20 protein-coding genes are annotated in these 19,094 nt (G+C 65.6%); 11 read left to right on the top strand and 9 right to left on the bottom strand.

What is annotated here, in order from left to right; genetic code table 11:
* Nucleotides 1-3 precede the first annotated feature (3 nt).
* The 4 genes from AC5RT3_RS07025 to AC5RT3_RS07010 are packed head-to-tail and all read left to right on the top strand — an operon-like array spanning nucleotide 4 to nucleotide 4,187.
* Nucleotides 4-963 carry an aldose 1-epimerase family protein gene (locus AC5RT3_RS07025; protein WP_494051413.1) on the top strand — a complete coding sequence of 320 codons (960 nt, stop codon included), beginning with the start codon at nucleotides 4-6 and terminating at the stop codon, nucleotides 961-963.
* Nucleotides 964-1,002: 39 nt separating this feature from the next.
* Complete coding sequence (locus AC5RT3_RS07020) at nucleotides 1,003-2,331, top strand: AI-2E family transporter (protein WP_494123835.1); 1,329 nt, start codon at nucleotides 1,003-1,005, stop codon at nucleotides 2,329-2,331.
* A gap of 3 nt (nucleotides 2,332-2,334) precedes the next feature.
* Nucleotides 2,335-3,573 carry a threonine ammonia-lyase gene (gene ilvA / locus AC5RT3_RS07015; protein ID WP_494051415.1) on the top strand — a complete coding sequence of 413 codons (1,239 nt, stop codon included), beginning with the start codon at nucleotides 2,335-2,337 and terminating at the stop codon, nucleotides 3,571-3,573.
* A gap of 8 nt (nucleotides 3,574-3,581) precedes the next feature.
* Nucleotides 3,582-4,187 (top strand): rhomboid family intramembrane serine protease, encoded by a 606-nt coding sequence (locus AC5RT3_RS07010; RefSeq protein WP_494051416.1) that lies wholly within the window; start codon nucleotides 3,582-3,584, stop codon nucleotides 4,185-4,187.
* A 74-nt stretch (nucleotides 4,188-4,261) separates the two neighbouring features.
* Here AC5RT3_RS07010 and greA read toward each other — a convergent pair whose 3' ends face one another.
* Both greA and AC5RT3_RS07000 read right to left on the bottom strand, forming a co-directional pair.
* Nucleotides 4,262-4,756, bottom strand: coding sequence for a transcription elongation factor GreA (gene greA / locus AC5RT3_RS07005; protein WP_494051417.1), 495 nt, complete (start codon nucleotides 4,754-4,756; stop codon nucleotides 4,262-4,264).
* A gap of 151 nt (nucleotides 4,757-4,907) precedes the next feature.
* Entirely contained in the window at nucleotides 4,908-5,252 is a 345-nt protein-coding gene (locus AC5RT3_RS07000; protein ID WP_494051418.1) for a DUF4307 domain-containing protein, read from the bottom strand.
* 225 nt (nucleotides 5,253-5,477) lie between these two features.
* Between AC5RT3_RS07000 and mca the strand changes: the two genes are divergently transcribed.
* Nucleotides 5,478-6,383, top strand: coding sequence for a mycothiol conjugate amidase Mca (gene mca / locus AC5RT3_RS06995; protein ID WP_494051419.1), 906 nt, complete (start codon nucleotides 5,478-5,480; stop codon nucleotides 6,381-6,383).
* A 90-nt stretch (nucleotides 6,384-6,473) separates the two neighbouring features.
* Nucleotides 6,474-6,809, top strand: coding sequence for a hypothetical protein (locus AC5RT3_RS06990; RefSeq protein WP_494010625.1), 336 nt, complete (start codon nucleotides 6,474-6,476; stop codon nucleotides 6,807-6,809).
* A gap of 23 nt (nucleotides 6,810-6,832) precedes the next feature.
* Here the strand turns inward: AC5RT3_RS06990 and trhA are convergent, their stop codons facing one another.
* The gene (gene trhA / locus AC5RT3_RS06985) at nucleotides 6,833-7,576 is read right to left on the bottom strand and encodes a PAQR family membrane homeostasis protein TrhA (protein ID WP_494123834.1); all 744 of its coding nucleotides are present in this window, start codon (nucleotides 7,574-7,576) and stop codon (nucleotides 6,833-6,835) included.
* A gap of 148 nt (nucleotides 7,577-7,724) precedes the next feature.
* On the opposite strand from trhA, the gene AC5RT3_RS06980 reads away from it, so the two are divergent.
* Together AC5RT3_RS06980 and phoH2 are read left to right on the top strand one after the other, a co-directional pair.
* Nucleotides 7,725-8,486, top strand: a complete 762-nt coding sequence (locus tag AC5RT3_RS06980; RefSeq protein ID WP_494123909.1) for an isoprenyl transferase — start codon at nucleotides 7,725-7,727, stop codon at nucleotides 8,484-8,486.
* A 237-nt stretch (nucleotides 8,487-8,723) separates the two neighbouring features.
* Nucleotides 8,724-10,142, top strand: a complete 1,419-nt coding sequence (phoH2, locus tag AC5RT3_RS06975) for an RNA 5'-3' helicase PhoH2 (protein ID WP_494051421.1) — start codon at nucleotides 8,724-8,726, stop codon at nucleotides 10,140-10,142.
* 237 nt (nucleotides 10,143-10,379) lie between these two features.
* Here phoH2 and AC5RT3_RS06970 read toward each other — a convergent pair whose 3' ends face one another.
* Together AC5RT3_RS06970 and AC5RT3_RS06965 are read right to left on the bottom strand one after the other, a co-directional pair.
* Nucleotides 10,380-11,027, bottom strand: coding sequence for a GNAT family N-acetyltransferase (locus AC5RT3_RS06970; protein WP_494051422.1), 648 nt, complete (start codon nucleotides 11,025-11,027; stop codon nucleotides 10,380-10,382).
* Between the two features lie 40 nt (nucleotides 11,028-11,067).
* Nucleotides 11,068-11,862 carry a hypothetical protein gene (locus tag AC5RT3_RS06965; protein WP_494051423.1) on the bottom strand — a complete coding sequence of 265 codons (795 nt, stop codon included), beginning with the start codon at nucleotides 11,860-11,862 and terminating at the stop codon, nucleotides 11,068-11,070.
* Between the two features lie 59 nt (nucleotides 11,863-11,921).
* Between AC5RT3_RS06965 and AC5RT3_RS06960 the strand changes: the two genes are divergently transcribed.
* A complete protein-coding gene (locus tag AC5RT3_RS06960; protein ID WP_494123833.1) occupies nucleotides 11,922-12,464 on the top strand; it encodes a prepilin peptidase in 543 nt (180 codons plus the stop codon).
* A gap of 183 nt (nucleotides 12,465-12,647) precedes the next feature.
* Here the strand turns inward: AC5RT3_RS06960 and AC5RT3_RS06955 are convergent, their stop codons facing one another.
* From AC5RT3_RS06955 to AC5RT3_RS06945, 3 genes are all read right to left on the bottom strand, one after another.
* Nucleotides 12,648-14,075, bottom strand: coding sequence for a class II fumarate hydratase (locus tag AC5RT3_RS06955; protein WP_494051424.1), 1,428 nt, complete (start codon nucleotides 14,073-14,075; stop codon nucleotides 12,648-12,650).
* Between the two features lie 86 nt (nucleotides 14,076-14,161).
* Nucleotides 14,162-14,776, bottom strand: a complete 615-nt coding sequence (locus tag AC5RT3_RS06950; protein WP_494010619.1) for a carbonic anhydrase — start codon at nucleotides 14,774-14,776, stop codon at nucleotides 14,162-14,164.
* A 9-nt stretch (nucleotides 14,777-14,785) separates the two neighbouring features.
* Complete coding sequence (locus AC5RT3_RS06945) at nucleotides 14,786-15,466, bottom strand: DUF4245 domain-containing protein (RefSeq protein ID WP_494123832.1); 681 nt, start codon at nucleotides 15,464-15,466, stop codon at nucleotides 14,786-14,788.
* A 224-nt stretch (nucleotides 15,467-15,690) separates the two neighbouring features.
* Between AC5RT3_RS06945 and glpX the strand changes: the two genes are divergently transcribed.
* Both glpX and AC5RT3_RS06935 read left to right on the top strand, forming a co-directional pair.
* On the top strand, nucleotides 15,691-16,713 hold the full coding sequence (gene glpX / locus AC5RT3_RS06940) for a class II fructose-bisphosphatase (RefSeq protein ID WP_200859118.1): 1,023 nt from the start codon (nucleotides 15,691-15,693) through the stop codon (nucleotides 16,711-16,713).
* Nucleotides 16,714-16,794: 81 nt separating this feature from the next.
* Nucleotides 16,795-17,835 carry a lipid II:glycine glycyltransferase FemX gene (locus AC5RT3_RS06935; protein ID WP_494123831.1) on the top strand — a complete coding sequence of 347 codons (1,041 nt, stop codon included), beginning with the start codon at nucleotides 16,795-16,797 and terminating at the stop codon, nucleotides 17,833-17,835.
* On the opposite strand, the gene manA is transcribed toward AC5RT3_RS06935, so the two are convergent.
* Nucleotides 17,832-19,079 (bottom strand): mannose-6-phosphate isomerase, class I, encoded by a 1,248-nt coding sequence (gene manA, locus AC5RT3_RS06930; RefSeq protein WP_494123830.1) that lies wholly within the window; start codon nucleotides 19,077-19,079, stop codon nucleotides 17,832-17,834. The two genes, AC5RT3_RS06935 and manA, sit on opposite strands and share 4 nt — an antisense overlap.
* Nucleotides 19,080-19,094: the final 15 nt, after the last annotated feature.

The raw sequence follows: 19,094 nt of genomic DNA, 5'->3' as shown, positions 1-19,094 counted from the left end.
CCCATGACATCGTCTTCCCAGCAGGAATCCCCGGCCGGTTCGACTCCGCAGGCCTATGCGACGGGGCGGCAATATGAGCTGCGGCGCGGCGATGCCCTGGCGGTGGTCACCGAGCTGGCGGCAGGCCTCCGCTCCTTCCACCGCGGCGGCGTACTCCTGACAGAGACATATGGCGACGACCAGATCCCGCCCGGAGCCACCGGAATCACGCTTGCCCCCTGGGCCAACCGCGTGGAGGACGGCAAGTGGTTCCTGGACGGCAAAAAGCAGCAGCTGGACATCACCGAAGTTGCCCGGAACAACGCCAGCCACGGCCTGCTGCGCAACACTGCGTACGCCCTGGTCGACGAGTCGGAGCACTCCGTCTCCCTGGAGGCCACCATCTTTCCGCAGCACGGCTATCCCTTCCTGCTGCGGCACCGCGTCCAATACCTCCTGGACCACACCCTGGGCCTGGTGGTCCGGCAGACCCTTGCCAACCATTCCAAAGCTTCGGCCCCGTTCGTCCTGGGAGCGCATCCATACCTCCGCCTGGGTGATGCGCCCATCGAGGAGCTGGTGCTCACGGTTGCCGCGGACACCCGGCTGGTGGCCGATGAACGGCTCATTCCCCGCGGCTCAGCACCGGTGGCGGGAGACACCGATTTCCAGTCCGGCCGGCGCATTGCGGACCTCAGCGTGGATGTCGCCCTCACCGGCCTCACGCGCGTGGACGGCAAAGCCCGGCATACCCTGAGTGCTGCCGACGGACGCAGTGTCAGCCTCTGGCAGGATGCAGCCTGCGAGTATGTCCACGTCTTCGTGAGCACCGAGTACCCCGGCCGCAGCCGGGCCGTCGCAGTGGAGCCAATGACCGGACCGGCAAACGCCTTCAACTCCGGCGACGGACTCCGCTGGTTGGCGCCAGGCGAGGCCTTCACCATCGAGTGGGGAATCGACTACAGCGCAGGCGGGGACCGCTAGCAGTTTCCCATTAGGGCACCGCTGCGGAATTATTAGGCTATGACGCCAACCGGGGATGCCGTACCGCCTTCAAGCCCAGCCTCCGTACAGCAAAAACCCGTTCCAGCACCACCGACGCTGCGGGTTCTCGCTGACCGGGAGCTGGACCGGGACATTCCCTACGGAATCCGTATCGCGGCGTCATGGGCATGGCGGCTGGGCCTGATCCTCCTGGTTGGCGGTGCCCTGGTGTGGCTGCTGAGCCACATCAGCTTCCTGATCATTCCCGTCCTGGTGGCCGCGCTCCTCGCAGGGCTCCTCAACCCGGTGGTGGGCTGGCTCAAGAGCTACCGGGTGCCCGCCGGACTGGCAGTGGCCATGACCGTGCTCGGCTTCATCGGACTCATCGCCGGTGCGCTGGCACTGGTGGGTAGGCAGCTCTGGGTCGGTTTCGGAGAACTCTGGTCGGAATCGCTGGCCGGGGTCAAGAAGATCCAGGACTGGCTGGCGGACGGACCGCTCCACCTGACGGCGGACCAGATGGACCAGTACCTGAAGGAAGCCACTGCGGCCCTGCAGGACAACACCAGCAGCATTGTCAGCGGCGCGCTCTCCTTCGGCAGCACTGCGGGCCACTTTGCCGCAGGCCTGGTCCTGGCCCTCTTCATCCTGATTTTCTTCCTGCTGGAGGGCGACAGGATCTGGGTATTCCTGGTGCGGCTCCTCCCCAGGAAGGCGCGGGCGGCAGCATTCGGCGCCGGACGCAAGGGCTGGACTTCCATGGTCAGCTATGCCCGGATCCAGATGTTCGTTGCGTTCGTTGACGCGGTGGGCATCGGGGTGGGAGCAGCAATCATCGGTGTTCCCCTTGCGCTGCCGCTGGCGGTGCTGGTCTTCATTGGCTCCTTCATCCCCGTGGTGGGTGCCCTGGTGACCGGCGCCATCGCCGTGCTGCTCGCGCTGGTGGCCAACGGGCCGGTCAACGCCCTCATCATGCTGGGCATCGTCCTGCTGGTCCAGCAGCTCGAAAGCCACATCCTGCAGCCCCTGGTCATGGGCAAGGCCGTGGCACTGCATCCGGTGGCCGTCATCCTCACCGTCGCTGCCGGCTCATACCTCGCCGGCATCCCGGGTGCCCTGTTCTCGGTACCCATTCTCGCCGTCGCAAATTCGGCCATTCGCTACATTGCCGCCAGAACGTGGGAACATGAACAGGTGCCGCTAACGCCGCTGGCGGCCGGTGCTCCGGCGGACAACACCATCAAGGATGTTGCCCGGCCTGCAGTGCGCTGGCACGGCAGGGACGCCGCAGCAGGCACCACAGCAGAAGATCCCGATGTCCGCAGCTTTCCCAAGCCGGGCCCCGGGGACGAATCCAGAGGAGAATAGTCCGTGAACATCCTTGAAACCCTTCCCGTCACACTGGACGATGTCCTGGAGGCGCAGAAGCTGCTTGACGGGATTATTGCGCGCACTCCTGTTGAATCGTCGCGGGCGCTGGGAACAATGGTTGGCGGCGACGTCTACTTCAAGTGCGAAAACCTCCAGCGGGCAGGATCGTTCAAGGTCCGCGGAGCCTACGTGCGGATGGCCAGGCTGTCCCCGGAAGAGAAAAAGCGCGGCGTGGTGGCCGCCTCGGCAGGCAACCACGCCCAGGGCGTGGCCGTGGCTGCCAAGAGCCTTGGAATCAAGGCCCGCATCTACATGCCGCTCGGCGTGGCGCTGCCCAAGCTGGCAGCCACCCGCAGCCACGGCGCGGAAGTTATCCTGCACGGGCACAACGTCGACGAAGCGCTCGCAGAAGCCCAGCGGTACAGCAATGAGACGGGCACCGTGTTCGTCCACCCCTTCGATAACGTCGACGTCGTTGCAGGCCAGGGCACGCTCGGCCTCGAGATCCTCGAACAGGTGCCCAACGTGGACACCGTGCTGATGGGCGTTGGAGGGGGCGGGCTTTTGGCCGGTGTCGCCGTGGCCATCAAAGCCCGGGCAAGGGAGCTGGGCCGGGAGATCCGCATTATCGGTGTGCAGGCCGAAAACGCAGCCGCCTACCCGCCGTCGCTCGCCGCCGACGCCCTGGTACCCCTGAAGAAGGTGTCCACCATGGCTGACGGCATCGCCGTGGGCCGCCCCGGCCAGTTGCCGTTCAGCATCATCCGGGAACTGGTGGATGACGTGGTCACCGTCAGCGAAGACTCGCTGGCCCGGGCCCTGATCTTCCTGCTGGAGCGGGCCAAGATGGTGGTGGAGCCCGCCGGCGCTGTGGGCGTCGCCGCGCTGATGGACGGGAAAATCGAGAACCCGGGAACCACGGCCGTGGTCCTGTCCGGCGGCAATATCGATCCCATGTTGATGCTGAAGGTGATCCAGCGCGGCCTCTCGGCGGCGGGACGCTACATGACTGTCCGGATGATGCTGGACGACAGGCCGGGCTCACTGGCCACCATCGCCAGGATCATCGCCGAAAACGATGCCAATGTGACCGGCCTGGACCACACCAGGGTGGGCGGCTCCATCAGCATGGGAGACGTCTCCATCACGGTGAACCTGGAGACCAAAGGCCACGAGCACGGCGCCCAGGTCCTCAGCGCCCTCCGCGCCGAAGGCTTCCAGCCGATCGTGGTGCACTAGGAGGTGCCGTGGAAGGGCTGACCGGGGACGGGGGCATCAGGCAGCGCCAGACCGTGGCGGCAAGGGCTAAGGGCGGCTTGCTGGTCCTTGGTGCTTTCGTGGTCCTGCTCTTTGTCATCGAGCTCTTCAACATGGTGATGCTCCGCTCGCTCAACGCGACGTTCGGGCTCCGGCCCCGCAGCGCTGACGGGCTGCTGGACATCTTCACCTTTCCGCTCCTGCACGCGAACCTGAACCATCTGCTCTCCAACAGCCTGCCGCTGATCATTTTCGGCTTCCTGGTGTTCCTCTCCGGACTCCGGGTGTTCATGACTGCCTTGGCCTTCAGCTGGCTGGGGTCCGGCCTCACGGTCTGGCTGATCGGCGACGGCGGCATCACCGTGGGCTCATCCGGCCTGGTTTTCGGCTTGTTCTCCTTCCTCCTGGTCCGGGGTTTCTTCAACCGCAGCTGGCGCCAGATCCTCCTGGCCGTGGTTCTTTTCATGGGATACGGGAGCATCCTGCTGGGGATCCTGCCCATCGTTTCCGGATTCGTCTCGTGGCAAGCACACCTGGGCGGCGCGGCCGGGGGACTGGTGGCGGCGCTGCTGCTTCGGACGCGGACGACCCGCTGACCTGACCGGCTGCGGGATAGAACGCATAAGCGCCGGCCCCCTTGCGGGTGCCGGCGCTTTTAGTGCGTCTGGAACTAGGCCACGTACGGCTTGGCGGACAGGATTTCCACCTTGATGTCCTTGCCGTTCGGTGCCGTGTAGCTGAGCGTCTCGCCTTCCTTGTGCCCGAGGATGGCAGCTCCCAGCGGAGACTTCTCACTGAACACGTCCAGGTCGGAATCGCCGGCAATTTCACGGGAACCGAGCAGGAAGGTCTCCTCGTCGCCGGCGATCCTGGCGACGACGATCATGCCGGGCTCAACGATTCCATCGTCAGCGGGAGACTCGCCCACGTGGGCATCGCGGAGCAGGACCGTGAGCTGGCGGATGCGGGCCTCAATCTTGCCCTGCTCCTCCTTGGCGGCGTGGTAGCCGCCGTTCTCCTTGAGGTCCCCCTCTTGCCGGGCTGCATCGATCTTCTGGACAATTTCCGCCCGGCCAGGGCCGGAAAGGTGGTCCAGCTCTGCCTTCAGGCGGTCAAAAGCTTCCTGGGTAAGCCAGGCTGCAGCTGCGCTGTTGGTGGTAGACACGGACTTCTCCTCTAATGGTCCTACATGCAAAAGACCCCGCCACAGTGGCCACTTGTGGAACAGTAACCAGCTCAGCGGGGTGAAGGTATTGCTCCATTGTAGTCAATCCTGTGGACTTATCCCAACAGGGGAGCGGCGCACGTCACATCCGCTAGCCCTCTTTATCCGCTATCCAGCAATCGTCCACCACGCCGGACACGGAAGGCGATTCGGTGCGGACGGCCACGCGCTGCGTTACTGTCCTGCCGCCGTCAGCCGCTCCTTCCCGGGCATCGGCCGGGATGTCCACTACTTTCCAGCCCACTATGGCGAACTTGGAATCAAGCGCCTTGACGGCACACTGCACGTTTGTCCCCGGTTCCCTGGTCACCTGGAAGTCCACCTCGGCCAGCGTGCCGTCAGGGGTGCTGTAGCCGATGTCCTTGAACGAGATATCGGTCAGGGAATTGGACGTGGAGACCCATGCAATGAAGCCGATGCCGCCGGCCAGTGCCACCCCGGCTATGGTCCGCTTGGCGGCGGCCGAAATCCCGCGCTTTTTAGCACCATAGCGATTGGCTAGGCTAGTGTCTGCGGGCGCGGATGGGGCCGGCTGGTCCGGGGAAGTCACCCGTCCAGTTTAGTGCCCATTCCGCCGGTGCCGGTCCTGCACCAGTGGGAGGCAGCGGCCCGCCGCCGTTGAAACAGCCACAACCAAAGATGAATGAGGAGCCGTCCCTCCATGACAGCGTCCAGCAACTCCCCGGCACCGCTACGGCTGCTTGCAGTCCATGCCCACCCGGATGACGAATCCAGCAAGGGCGCTGCGACGATGGCCAAGTACGCCGCCTCCGGCGTGGATGTCATGGTGGCCACGTGCACGGACGGTTCCCGCGGGGACATCCAGAACCCTGCGGTGGAAGGCGAACCGCACCCCAAGCGGGATATGGCCGGAGCCAGGCGCCTTGAAATGGAGAGCGCCGCCAAAATCCTGGGAATCAGGCAGCGGTGGGTGGGGTTCGTGGATTCCGGGCTTCCCGAGGGGGACCCACTGCCGCCGTTGCCAGCAGGCGCCTTTGCCACGCTGCCGCTGCACCGGGCCGCGGCGCCCCTGGTGCGGCTGGTGCGCTCCTTCAAGCCGCACGTCATCCTGAGCTACGACGAGAACGGCGGATACCCCCATCCGGACCACATCATGGCCCACCGGGTGGCAGTCGAAGCCTTCGAGGCTGCAGGTGACCCTTTGCGCTATCCCGATGCAGGGGAGCCCTGGGAGCCCAGCAAGCTCTACTACGACAGGGCTTTCAGCCCGGAGCGTTTCCGTGCGCTGCACTTCGCGCTGGAGGAGGCCGGCCTGCAGTCTCCGTATGCCGAGCGGTTGGCCGCCTGGCTGGAGTCCGACGCCGAGGGGCACACGCCGCCGCCGGCACCGCATCCGACCACCACGCAGATCGATTGCGGAGATTTCTTCGAGGTGCGCGACGACGCCCTGCGTGCGCACCGGACGCAGGTGGATCCGCTGGGGTTCTTTTTTGCCGTGTCTGCGGAGATGCAGCGGCGGGCCTGGCCGTGGGAGGACTACTCGCTCATCCATTCCCGGGTGCCTTCCGAGCTCCCGGAGAAGGATCTGTTCGCAGGGCTAAGATAGTAGCGGCAGGCAATTTCTATGCCGCGTAGAAGATAGGCCAGCCCTCCGGCCGCGCCATCCGCTGCCACCCGTTCCACAGAAGGTTTAAACGTGCATCATCTGCTCCTCAGTCTGGCCACCACCCCCACGCCGCTGCCCACCCCCACGCTGCGGGAAGGCATCTCTGAGGACCAGGTGACGCCGGGCCTCCTGGGCTTCATCATGACCGCTTTCTTCGTGGTGGCCACCGCCCTGCTGATCGTGGACATGGTCCGGCGGATCCGCCGGGTCCGCTACCGCGCGCAGGTGGAAGAGGACCGCCTGGCAGCCGCCGCAGCTGCCGATGTGGCGGCGGCTGACGCGCAGGACGGGCTGGAATCCGCTCCCAGGCAGTCCGACGGCGATGGCAACGGCATTGCCCCCGGCCAGTCCCGTCCGCAGGACTAGGCGCGCAGCCTGCTCGAAGGACGTTACCCGAGGACGGCCAGGGCGATGGCCGTGAAGTGGGCCGCGAAGGCGAAGACCGTGAAAGCGTGGAACAGTTCGTGGAAGCCGAAGTGGTGGTAGCTGAAGTTCGGCTTCTTCAGGGCATAGAACACCGCCCCGGTGATGTACAGGACGCCCCCCACGCAGATCAGCACGGCGGCCGGAATGCTGGCCTGGAAGAACTGCGGCAGGTAGACGAGGGAACCGCAGCCCAGGGCTATGTAGATCGGTACATACAGCCAGCGCGGGGCATCAGTCCACAGCAGCCGGAAGAGCACCCCGAGGATGGCACCGGACCAGATGACCCATAGCAGGAGAACAGCCTGCTGCCGCTCCAGGAGGGTCCAGGCCAGCGGCGTGTAACTGCCGGCGATGACGAGCATGATGTTGGTGTGGTCGAGCCGCTTCAGCACCATCTTTACGGCCGGGGACCAGTTGCCGCGGTGGTACACGGCGCTGACACCGAACAACAGCACGCCGGTGGTTGCATAGATGGCCGACGTGATTTTTCGGTCCGCGGTGGGTGCAAGGGCCACCAGCAGAATGCCTGCGGCTAGGGCCAGCGGAGCGGTCACGGCGTGGATCCAGCCGCGCCATTTCGGCTTGATCATTAACAGCTCTGCCAGCCGCACTGCCGCCTCGTCGAGGGCGTCCTGCCCGGCGCCTTCTGCCGCGTTTCCGCCCTGTGGTTGGGGCAGGTGCGGGGCATCGGGGGAGTCGCTGTTCATCCTCCAAGAATAATCTACGGTCCGGTAAGTTACTCGCGGGTAATACGACGGCGGGCTGCCGCCGGCACCAGCCGGACTTCCCGCATTCAGCGGGCGGTAGCCTAGGATGTGCAAGTACGTACAGCGAGGAAGTCAGGTGAGTCGACGCGTGGAGTTGCCCGGGTTCCTTTACGGCTTCTACGAGCGGCGGCTCCTCAAGGACCTGCCCCGCGACCGCATTCCCCGCCATATCGGCGTCATGGTTGACGGCAACAGGCGCTGGGCAAAGCAGTTCAACGCCCCCACCAGCCAGGGCCACCAGGCCGGCGCAGACAAGATCCATGAGTTCCTCGGCTGGTGCCAGGAACTCGGCGTCAAGGTGGTCACCCTCTACATGCTGTCCACGGACAACATGAACCGGTCCAGCGAAGAGCTGGACCTCCTGATGGGCATCATCGCCAACACCCTGGACCGGCTGGACGAGGATGCCAACATCTCTGTCCATGCGATGGGTGCCCCGGAGCTGCTCCCCGGCTACCTCGCCGAGCGGCTCAACAAGCTGACTGCGCGGACGCCCGTCCGGGAGAAGATCCACGTCAACGTGGCGGTTGGCTACGGTGGGCGGCGGGAAATCGTGGACGCGGTCCGCGAACTCCTGCATGACGCCGTGGCCAAGGGCACGGACATTTCCCGGCTCGCGGATGAACTCTGTGTGGATGACATTTCCCGCTTTCTCTACACCCGGGGCCAGCCCGACCCGGACCTGGTGATCCGCACCTCCGGCGAACAAAGGCTCTCAGGGTTCCTGATGTGGCAGAGCGCGTACAGCGAGTTCTATTTCTGCGAGGCGCTCTGGCCCGCTTTCCGCAAGGTGGACTTCATGCGGGCCCTCCGCGATTACGCGGGCCGGCAGCGTCGCTTCGGGACCTGACATCTCCAGTTCACGGGGAGTTCACGCCGGCGCAACAGGAATCGCCGCGTAATGGTTGCGGAAATTACCTGGAGTGGATTTACGTTATATCCATCAGCAGGCAAAACCGCCGGCTGATCGGGGAGGCCAGTACATGGAGCGAAACATCGCACCGGTTGTATGGGAGGCCGGACCCGGCCTCGTGGCCGAGCCGCCTCACCAATAACAATTCCGGGCTTGCCCGGGGCTGGAGTCGATGTGGCTACTTCTGAACAACTGCCCGAGGTCCTTTTCGACCAGGGAGAGAAAGCTACCTCTCGCGCCACGCGAGCCACTACACAAACCGGCGCAGCAACGGATGCAGCGGCCGGTTTTGCCGTCTCCGGAAGGGAAGCCCTCATCCACACGTTCGTGATCGACACGTCAGTCCTCTTGTCCGACCCGCGCGCCCTGCTTCGCTTTGCCGAACACGAAGTCATCGTCCCGGTGGTGGTCATCACCGAGCTTGAAGCCAAACGGCACGACCCCGAACTTGGCTACTTCGCCCGCAAGGCCCTCCGGCTCCTCGATGACCTCCGCGTCAAACACGGCGGACTGAACCAGCCAATCCCCATCGGTGACGACGGCGGCACCCTCATGGTGGAGCTGAACCACATCTCGTCCGAGGTGCTGCCGATGGGCTTCCGCAGCGGGGACAACGACAGCCGGATCCTTGCGGTGGCGAAGAACCTCTCCAACGAAGGCCGGGACGTCACGGTGGTGTCCAAAGACCTGCCGATGCGGGTCAAGGCCTCTGCAATGGGGCTTACTGCCGACGAATACCGCAACGAGCTGGTGAAGGACTCCGGCTGGACCGGCGTCGCCGAGGTTGAAGCCAACGAGCAGGAAATCTCCACCCTTTACGGCCACGAGCCCGTCTTCATCCCCGCGGCAGCCGAGATGCCGGTCAACACCGGCCTGGTGCTGCTGTCCAACCGCGGCTCAGCGCTGGGCCGGGTAGGACCCGACAAGCAGGTCCGCCTGGTCAAGGGTGACCGTGACGTCTTCGGCCTCCACGGCAGGTCCGCCGAGCAGCGCCTGGCCATCGACATGCTGATGGATCCCGCCGTCGGCATCGTGTCCATCGGCGGCCGTGCCGGCACCGGCAAATCAGCCCTTGCCCTCTGCGCAGGCCTCGAAGCGGTGCTGGAGCGCCGCGAGCACCGCAAGGTGATCGTCTTCCGACCCCTCTATGCCGTCGGCGGCCAGGAACTTGGCTACCTGCCCGGTTCCGAGTCCGAGAAGATGAACCCATGGGCCCAGGCGGTCTTTGACACCCTCGGCGCGCTGGTCAGCCAGGAAGTGGTGGAGGAGGTCATGGACCGCGGAATGCTCGAGGTCATGCCGCTCACCCACATCCGCGGACGCTCCCTGCACGACGCCTTCGTAATTGTGGACGAAGCCCAGTCGCTCGAGAAGAACGTCCTGCTGACCGTCATGAGCCGCATCGGCCAGAACTCGAAGATTGTCCTCACCCACGACGTCGCCCAGCGCGACAACCTCCGGGTCGGGCGGCACGACGGAATCGCCGCCGTCGTCGAAACCCTGAAGGGCCACCCGCTCTTCGGCCACGTCACCCTGACCCGCTCCGAAAGATCCCCGATCGCCGCCCTGGTAACAGAACTGCTCGAGGGATAGGTCAGCCGGACCCGTAAGGTGCGTGGGGCACCCTTCCTCTTCGTGCTGGCTCCTTCGTCGCCTTTGACGCACGCTGCCGGAAGGCTGCCCCACGCACACGTCCGGTCCCAGTGCTTCGTGTAGGAGCGCATCGCCGACCAAAAGCGGTGCGCAGGTCGCCCAGCGACCGAAGCGGCGCGACGGGAGGTGTCTAAGCGACGGCGAAGCGCTGGGGCGGACGAACCCAACCACTGCCACCTACGTGACCCTCAGGAACGCCGCCGCGGTTTCGTGGCCTTCTACCTGTAGCTGCCAGTCCGGGCGCTTGAATGTGTCTGGGGTGAGGCGGACGTGTTGGACTGTTTCCACCTTGGTGCCCCAGGCCTTGCGGGTGGTTCCGTTGAGCTCGTAACCGAGGCTGCGGGAGACGCCGAGGGAGGCCTTGTTCCAGACTGCGGCCTCGGATTCGGCCACGTCGGCGCCCAACCAGTCAAAGGCCCACAGGACGACGGCGGCGCGCATCTCCTTGCCAAGGCCGCGGCCCTGGACGGACTGCTTCAGCCACGATCCGGTGGTGACGGTCTTGAGGGCGGCGAAATCCTTGGCCCCCACGTCCTGGCAGCCGACGAACTCACCCTCGTGCCAAATGCCCAGGAGAATCATCCAGGACTCGGGGCTGCACTCTGCCCGGCAGCGCCAGTACCAGCGGGCCATGTTGGAGCCCAGCTCCTCCCCGGGAATCTCGGTCCAGGGAGTGCTGAACGGACTCTTCCCGGTCTCATGGATACCGCTGCGTGCGGCGTCGACGGCCGCGGGAATGTCCCCGTCCCGGACGGGGCGGAGTTCCAGCCGCGGAGTGGTCAGCTTGAGGTCGAAAAGTGGCCAAACGGAGCCCAGCGTAGTCATCAGCGAAGCCTAGCCGATCAGCATCACGGGGCCTGTCACATCAGGCGGGAATGTCCCAGCTGATGTGCCGCCGCACGTCCGTAAGGTTCATGGATTCGGCCAGGAACAGGTCATCGAGCATGTATTCGTCCACGGCAAGGATCCGCAGCCAATGGCCGTATTCGCCGGTGGACGGTTCCAGAGATTGGCTGGCAACGCAAACTCCGGTTCCCAGGTCCATCCGGATACGGTTGCGCCCGGCAAGGCAGAGAGGCGCAGCAGGATCGGCCGGGTGGTAGGCCGGAGTGGGGGTTACCACGGCCTCCAGCGCTGGTCTGCCTTCGTGTTCAACCGCACGGTGCTCCTCAACCAGCACGGCGTTGCTGCCCGGAAACTCAAGGGGAACGGGGGAGTTGCCCGCAAGTTCAACCGGATCCAGGGCGGCGGAGAAGCGGCCGTTTCCGAATCCCGGTTCCCCATAGGCGGCTTCGGGCCGGCGTTTGACCAAGCCGGAGCCGTCGTAAACGGGCGTGACCAGCTGCGGCGGCAGCAGCCACGATTTGCGGGTGGAGCTGACGTAGAGACCGTCACGGGAATCGTTGATTCCGGTGGTGCTGTGGAGGACCAGTCCGTCCGGGCTTTCGAGGCGGAGGGCACCGGGCCGGCGGAGCCAGGCCCGCACGAGGGGAGCCGTGGGGGACGGGGCCTCCGTGAAGGGTTCGTCCCAGTACTCAAAGCGCAGGGACTGCCACTTCCAGGGCGAGGACCGGCACAGGTTGCGGAACGTGGCGATTGGGTCTGCGGATGATGCGCCGCGCTCCGGATCCGGCCGGTGCCGGGAATCCCATGTCGCCATATCCACAGTTTACGCGGGCACGGTGCGGCAGCCACGGGAATTCCAGTAGCATCCGAGGGGTGATTGGTCGTCTGGGGGATCTGTGGCAGCACATGCCGACTGCCTTTTGGCTGGTGCTCGCGGCGTGCCTGTACTTCGCGGTGATGGCTGTCCGGCTGACAGTAATCGACGTCCGGCACCACCTGCTGCCCAACCGGATTGTCTTCCCGTCTTATGCCGTGGCCGGCATCCTGCTGCTCGCTGCCGCCATTGCCGGCGCCGCCGCCCCGGCGGGCGGCAATCTTGGTGCCGCCTTGTTTGCCGTGCCGGCGCTCCGGGTGCTGGCCGGCGCGGCCGTGCTGTGGCTCTTCTACTTTGTGCTCCGCTTTGCCTACCCGCCAGGCATGGGCTTTGGCGACGTGAAACTGGCCGGGGTGCTGGGGATGTACCTCGGCTACCTCGGCTGGGGGCATGTGTTCGCCGGGACTTTCCTGGCGTTCCTGCTCGGCGCGCTTTGGTCTGTTGCGCTCCTGGCGGCCCGGCGCGGGACACTGAAGTCGTCCATTCCGTTTGGTCCCTTCATGCTGGCCGGGACCGCCGTCGCCATGCTCCTGCCGGCGTGAAGGCGCCGCGCTGGATAGGCTGTCCGTTTCCCCCTGCCCAAGAATCTTTGTCCAGATATGGAGGGTTTAAGGGCTGCTAAGGCGCCATATCTGGACAAAAACTCCTTAGAGTACGACGGCGGCCGGTCACCTTCCGTTCGAAAGGTGACCGGCCGCCGTCGGGCGTTCGGGGGTGGTGCGGCTCTATGCCTTGTGGGCCGGGGCCGTCATGGTGGTGACGTCCAGTGCCTTGTCCAGGTCAGCCTCGGAGACCTTGCCTTCGCCGTCTCCGACGAAGCCGAGCTTCTCGGTGGCCTGGCGGATGGTCAGGCCCTCCGCGACGGCCGTCTTGGCGATTTTGGCGGCGTTCTCGTAGCCGATGTACTTGTTCAGCGGGGTGACGATGGACGGCGAGGCCTCCGCCAGGAAGCGGGCGCGTTCCACGTTGGCGGTGATGCCGTCAATCATCTTGTCCGCCATGACGCGGCTGGTGTTGGCCAGCAGGCGGATGGACTCCAGCAGGTTGGCGGCCATGACCGGGATGCCGACGTTCAGCTCGAAGGCTCCGTTGGTGCCGGACCAGGCGATGGCGGTGTCATTGCCGATGACCTGCGCGGCCACCATGATGGACGCCTCGCAGATGACCGGGTTGACCTTGCCGGGCATGATCGAGGAACCGGGCTGCAGGTCGGGGATGGCGATCTCGCCCAGGCCGGTGTTGGGGCCGGAGCCCATCCAGCGCAGGTCGTTGTTGATCTTCATGAACGAGATGGCGATGTTGCGCAGCTGGCTGGACGCCTCGATCAGGCCGTCGCGGTTGGCCTGTGCCTCGAAGTGGTCGCGTGCCTCCGTGAGGGGCAGCCCCGTGTCCGTAGCGAGCAGTTCAATGACCCGCTCCGGGAACCCGGCGGGGGTGTTGATGCCGGTGCCCACGGCGGTGCCGCCCAGCGGAACCTCGGCAACGCGGGGGAGGGCGGCGTTGATGCGCTCGATGCCGTAGCGGACCTGTGCCGCGTAGCCGCCGAACTCCTGTCCCAGGGTTACGGGCGTGGCGTCCATGAGGTGCGTGCGGCCGGACTTCACCACGTCCTTGAACTCAACGGCCTTGCGCTCCAGCGACTCGGCCAGGTAACCCAGCGCGGGGATCAGGTCATTGATCAGCGCGGAGGTAGCTGCAACGTGCACGGAAGTGGGGAACACGTCGTTGGAGGACTGCGAGGCGTTGACGTGGTCGTTCGGGTGGACAACCTTGTCGCTGCCGGCGGCCTTCAGGGCGCGGGTGGCCAGTTCGGCGAGGACCTCGTTCGTGTTCATGTTCGAGGAGGTGCCGGAACCGGTCTGGAAAACATCGATGGGGAAGTCGCCGTCGTACTTGCCGGCAGCAACCTCGTCAGCGGCGCCTGCGATTGCCTTGGCCAGCTCGCCGTCGAGCACACCCAGTTCAGCGTTGGCCTGGGCGGCAGCCTTCTTGACCCGGGCCAGCGCCTCGATGTGGGTGCGTTCCAGGGTCTTGCCGGAAATCGGGAAGTTCTCCACTGCCCGCTGCGTCTGCGCGCGGTACAGTGCGTTCACGGGGACGCGGACTTCGCCCATCGTGTCATGTTCAATGCGGAACTCTTCAGTGGAAGTCATGGGGCTAGCTTATGGCGACCAGCCACCCATCGAAAACCGTGAAGAGCATGCTACGGGGCCCTTGCCGGGCCCCGTGCGGAGGCCTTCTAGAGCTCGCCAATTCCCGAAACTAGGTTCGCACGGCCCTCTGCCAGGCTGTACGAAAGACCGATGACTGCCGTCCGGCCTTCCTCGATTGCGTCCGAAATCACACGCGAGCTGTCCGCCAGCCGCTGCGAGGTCTGCTTGACGTGCTCCACCACCATGTCATTGACCTCGGTTTCGTCGTTCCGGAGGGAGGTCAGCACGGAAGGCGTGATGCGCTCCACCAGGTCGCGGATGAAGCCGGCGGGCATCTGGCCCGTCTCCACGGCCGACTTGGTGGCGCTGACGGCGCCGCAGCTGTCGTGGCCGAGGATGACGATCAGCGGCACTCCCAGCACCCCCACGCTGTACTCGAGGGAGCCCAGGACGGCATCATCGATCACCTGGCCGGCCGTGCGCACCACGAAAACGTCACCGAGCCCGACGTCGAAGATGATCTCGGCCGCGAGGCGGGAATCGGAGCAGCCAAAGATCACCGCAAAGGGGTGCTGGTTCTCCACGAGGGAGGAGCGGCGCGACGCGTCCTGGTTGGGATGGGACGTCTCGCCGCTGACAAAGCGTTCGTTTCCTTCGCGCAGACGGCGCCAGGCAAGTGCAGGAGTCAGGTAAGTAGCCACGCGACTACGTTACGGTGCAGGAGTGGCCAAGGGTGAAACTGTGACGGCCGGGCTGCTTTCCATGGACTTCACGACAGCGTCCGCCAGGATGGCGAACTCGTCCAGCTGGGCGGCGCCGGACAGGATGACGGTGGTCCCGCGGTAGTCCAGGACCAGGGATTTCTCGCCCTTGCCGGTGTCGCGGATTTCCCATTCCTGGCCTCCGGCGTTCCGGGAACCGGTCACCGGTGCGTTCCGCGTCTGCTGGAGCAGCCAGGTGGGGTTGGCCTTGCTGGTCTGCACCAGGGCGATGAATGAGTCCTTGGGGGTCAGGAAGCCGACCTCCCAGGTGGGGACCCCGCTGCCCGTGCCTGCCTCCCAGCGCGCGTAGTTGGGGCGGAAGGCGCCGCCGGTCTCGGGCGCCGCGGGTGTGAATCCTGCCACATCCGTGGCATTGCGGGAGACGGCCGCCACATCGATGTCGGGGCGGTAGCCGTCGGTCTTGGGCAGCGGATTCATGAGGATGATCGGCAGGAAGGCTGCGATGCTGACCACCAGTGCAATGATCATGCCGATGGCTGAAGCATTCGCCCGCTTGGCGGCAGCAGCCGGAATGACAGGCTTTACCGGAGCTTCGCCAGCCGGACCGGCTGCCTGCCGGCCGCCAGTAGGCTCCGCTGGCTCGGGGCTGGGACTGGTCTTCTCCTGCATGTCATTCACCCTTCTATAGTCGCCCATGCCAGCGGGCAACTTCCATTCGGCCGGCTCGCGCCGCAGAACGTCCCCTGCGGGCACATTGCGCCGCCACGTCATCCGCCGCCCGGCAGGCGGCCCCGCGACTATGATCGGAAGTAGAGGAATCACCGTCCACCTGTTCCGGCGGGCGGGTTCAATGATCGCCACTCGAAGAAGAGGTTCACGTGTCACCAGCGTCCATGACCCAGAAGTACTCCACGATCTCACCGTCCCTGGCGGTGGGCAACGACGAACCGGACCGCAACCTTGCCCTCGAGCTTGTCCGCGTTACCGAGGCGGCAGCGATCGCCGGTGGCCACTGGGTGGGTTTCGGCGACAAGAACACGGCGGACGGTGCCGCCGTGGACGCCATGCGCTCGTTCCTGCAGACTGTCCACTTCAACGGCGTGGTGGTGATCGGCGAAGGCGAGAAGGACGAAGCGCCCATGCTCTTCAACGGTGAGCGCGTTGGCGACGGCACCGGCCCCGAGGTGGACGTCGCCGTCGACCCCATCGACGGAACCCGCCTGACCGCACTCGGCATCAACAACGCCCTCGCCGTGCTGGCCGTCGCCGAACGCGGCTCCATGTTCGACCCCTCCGCCGTCTTCTACATGGAGAAACTCGTCACCGGCCCCGAAGCCGCTGACATGGTGGACCTGCGCCTGCCGGTGAAGCAGAACCTGCACCTGATTGCCAAGGCCAAGGGCGTGAAGGTCAACCAGCTCAACGTGATGATCCTTGACCGTGACCGGCACCGTCCGCTGGTGGAGGAAATCCGCGAGGCCGGGGCGCGCACCAAGTTCATCATGGACGGTGACGTGGCCGGTGCCATCGCCGCGGCCCGCTCAGGCACCGGCGTGGACGCCCTGATGGGCATCGGCGGTACCCCCGAAGGCATCGTGGCGGCCTGCGCCATCAAGTCCCTGGGCGGCGTCATCCAGGGCCGGCTGTGGCCCACCAGCGACGAAGAGAAGCAGAAGGCGATCGACGCCGGCCACGACCTGGAACGCGTCCTCTCCACCAACGACCTCGTCTCCAGCGACAACTGCTACTTTGCCGCGACGGGAATCACCGATGGCGACCTCCTCAAGGGTGTCCGCTACTCCAAGGACAAGGTCCTGACCCAGTCCATCGTGATGCGCTCCAAGTCCGGAACCATCCGGTTCGTGGACGGCGAGCACCGCGCAGACAAGTGGGAAGGCTACGCCCGCAAGAGCTGAGCCACCCGGCTGGACCGCCGGAGTCCCGGAGCACTGTGCTCCGGGACTCCGGCGTTAAAGCCTTGGTATAGGGTTTAAGCCATGATTCCAGCTGTTGTTCCCTGTACTGACCGCGCCCTTTGGGATGACCATGTAGACCAGTTCCAGGGACATCCGCAACAGCTCTGGGGCTGGGGCGAGACCAAGGCAATGCACGGCTGGTCCGTCGACCGCGTGCTCCTTGAAGCCGGCGGCACCACCATCGGCTGTGCCCAGCTGCTGGTCCGGCGCCTCCCGGTTCCCTTCCGCGCCCTGGTCTACATTCCCCGCGGCCCGATGTGTTCGGTGGAAGACACTCCGGCCGTGCTTCGCAGCCTGGCCGACCACGCTACGTCCCGCCACCACGGCGTTGCCTTGAGCATCGAACCCGACTGGGACCGGGATTCCCCCTATGCGGGGGCCGTTGCGGGAGCAGGCTTCCGCGAGACCAGCAACACCGTCCTCATCCCGCGCACCCTCATCCTCGATCTCACCAAGTCTGATGACGAGCTGATGGCGGACATGTCCAAGACCACCCGCGCAAACATCCGCAAGGCCATGCGCAGCGACGTGGAGTTCCGGAAGGTCAAGAACGAATCCGAGCTTGAACAGGTGCTGGGCATCTACCACGAGACGGCTGAGCGGGCCGGCTTCGGTATCCACGAGGACCAGTACTACCGGGATATTTTCCGCAACCTGGGGGAGGGCTCACCCATCATTGGTGCGTTCGACGGCGAGCAGCTGCTGGCCTTTGTCTGGCTGGCACGCAGCGGTGCCACTGCGTTCGAGCTCTACGGCGGCGTTTCCGCGGAGGGCCAGAAGAAGCGAGTGAACTACGGCGTCAAGTGGGCAGCACTGCAGGCCATGCGCGAGGACGGGTGCTCACGGTACGACTTCAACGGGCTGCTCAACGATGGCATCTCGGACTTCAAGAAGCAGTTCGGCAAGCATGAAAACATGCTCCTGGGAACCTGGGAAAAGCCGCTGTCGCCGTTCTACCCGGCCTACTCCCTGGCAATGCCGCTGGCGCGGAAGGGCATCCAGGCGGGGCGCCGGCTGGCGAAAACGGCAGCCGGCCGCGCCCGTGCTGTGCTCCGCCGCTAAAGGCCCGTAGTCACCGCGAACGCCAGGGCAGGCTCCGCGCTGCCCGCCACCGGGTGGACGTTCACAGGCGCTTCGGCGGCAGCGAGGAATGCGCTGCCGCCACGCGCAAGCTGCAGGTCGCCCTTCGGCGAGTCCAGGTACACCTGGCCCGCAACCACGATCACCACCGCGGCACCTGACTGGGCCAGCGGGACGGGGGCGGCGTCGGGCTGCAGTTCAATGCGCTGAAGCTGGAACTCCGCGAAAGGCGGGCGGTAGAGTTCCTGGTCGAGGCCGCTCTTCTCGGCATCGAGCATCGGCACGGCCACCGGGTGGAAATCGATGGTGCGCAGGAGTTCGGGCACGTCGACGAACTTGGGTGTCAGCCCGCCGCGCAGCACGTTGTCCGATGATGCCATCACCTCCACGCCCAGCCCGTGGAGGTAGGCGTGGACGTTACCGGCGGGCAGGTAGACGGACTGGCCCGGCTGCAGCGAAATCCGGTTGAGGAGCAGCGAAATCAGCACCCCGGGGTCGCCCGGATACTTCTCGTTGAGGCTGATGACCGTTCCCAGCTCGGCCTCGTAGGGTGCAAGGGATCCGCCGGCCAGAAGCGCTGCCACCACCTGGGCGGTGGCATCGGACACAACCTGTCCGCCGGTGATGAGGCGTTCAAAGGCCTTCCGGAGGCCCGCCCCCTCATCGGCCTCGTTCAGGTCCCCCAGCAGCGCAGGCAGCAGGGCAGGAACCTGCCCCTCCACTGCCTCAAAGGCCGACGCAACGCGCTTCAGTACGTTCCGGGTCTCGGCTACCGGGCGGAAACCGCACAAGGCCTCAAAGGGCGTCAGCGCGAAGATCATCTCCGGCTTGTGGTTGTCATCGCGGTAGTTGCGGTGGGGCGCATCGGGGGCCACGCCGTCGGCGTTTTCGCGGGCAAAACCGGCCTTGGCCTGTTCCAGGCTGGGGTGGACCTGCAGCGACAGCGGCTGGGCTGCGGCGAGGATTTTTGCCAGGAAGGGCAGCCGGGGGCCAAACCGCGACACGGACCCGGCGCCCAGGAAGTGTTCCGGATCCTTGGCGATCAAGGCGTCCAGCGGGGTGGAACTGCCGTCTTCAGGCACATGGGCTACGGACGGCGAATCGGGGTGGGCGCCGATCCAGAGTTCCGCTTCGGGCCTGCCGGATTCGGGCCGGCCCAGGAGCGCCGCGATGGCCGTTGTGGAACCCCAGGCGTAATCCCGGAGGACGTTGTCAATCTCGTACAAAACCGGTTCCGTTTC

The sequence above is a fragment of the Arthrobacter sp. Y3221159 genome, from assembly GCF_059089885.1.
Note: the sequence above shows the minus strand (reverse complement) of the source record. Positions and strands in the feature narration are given on the sequence as shown.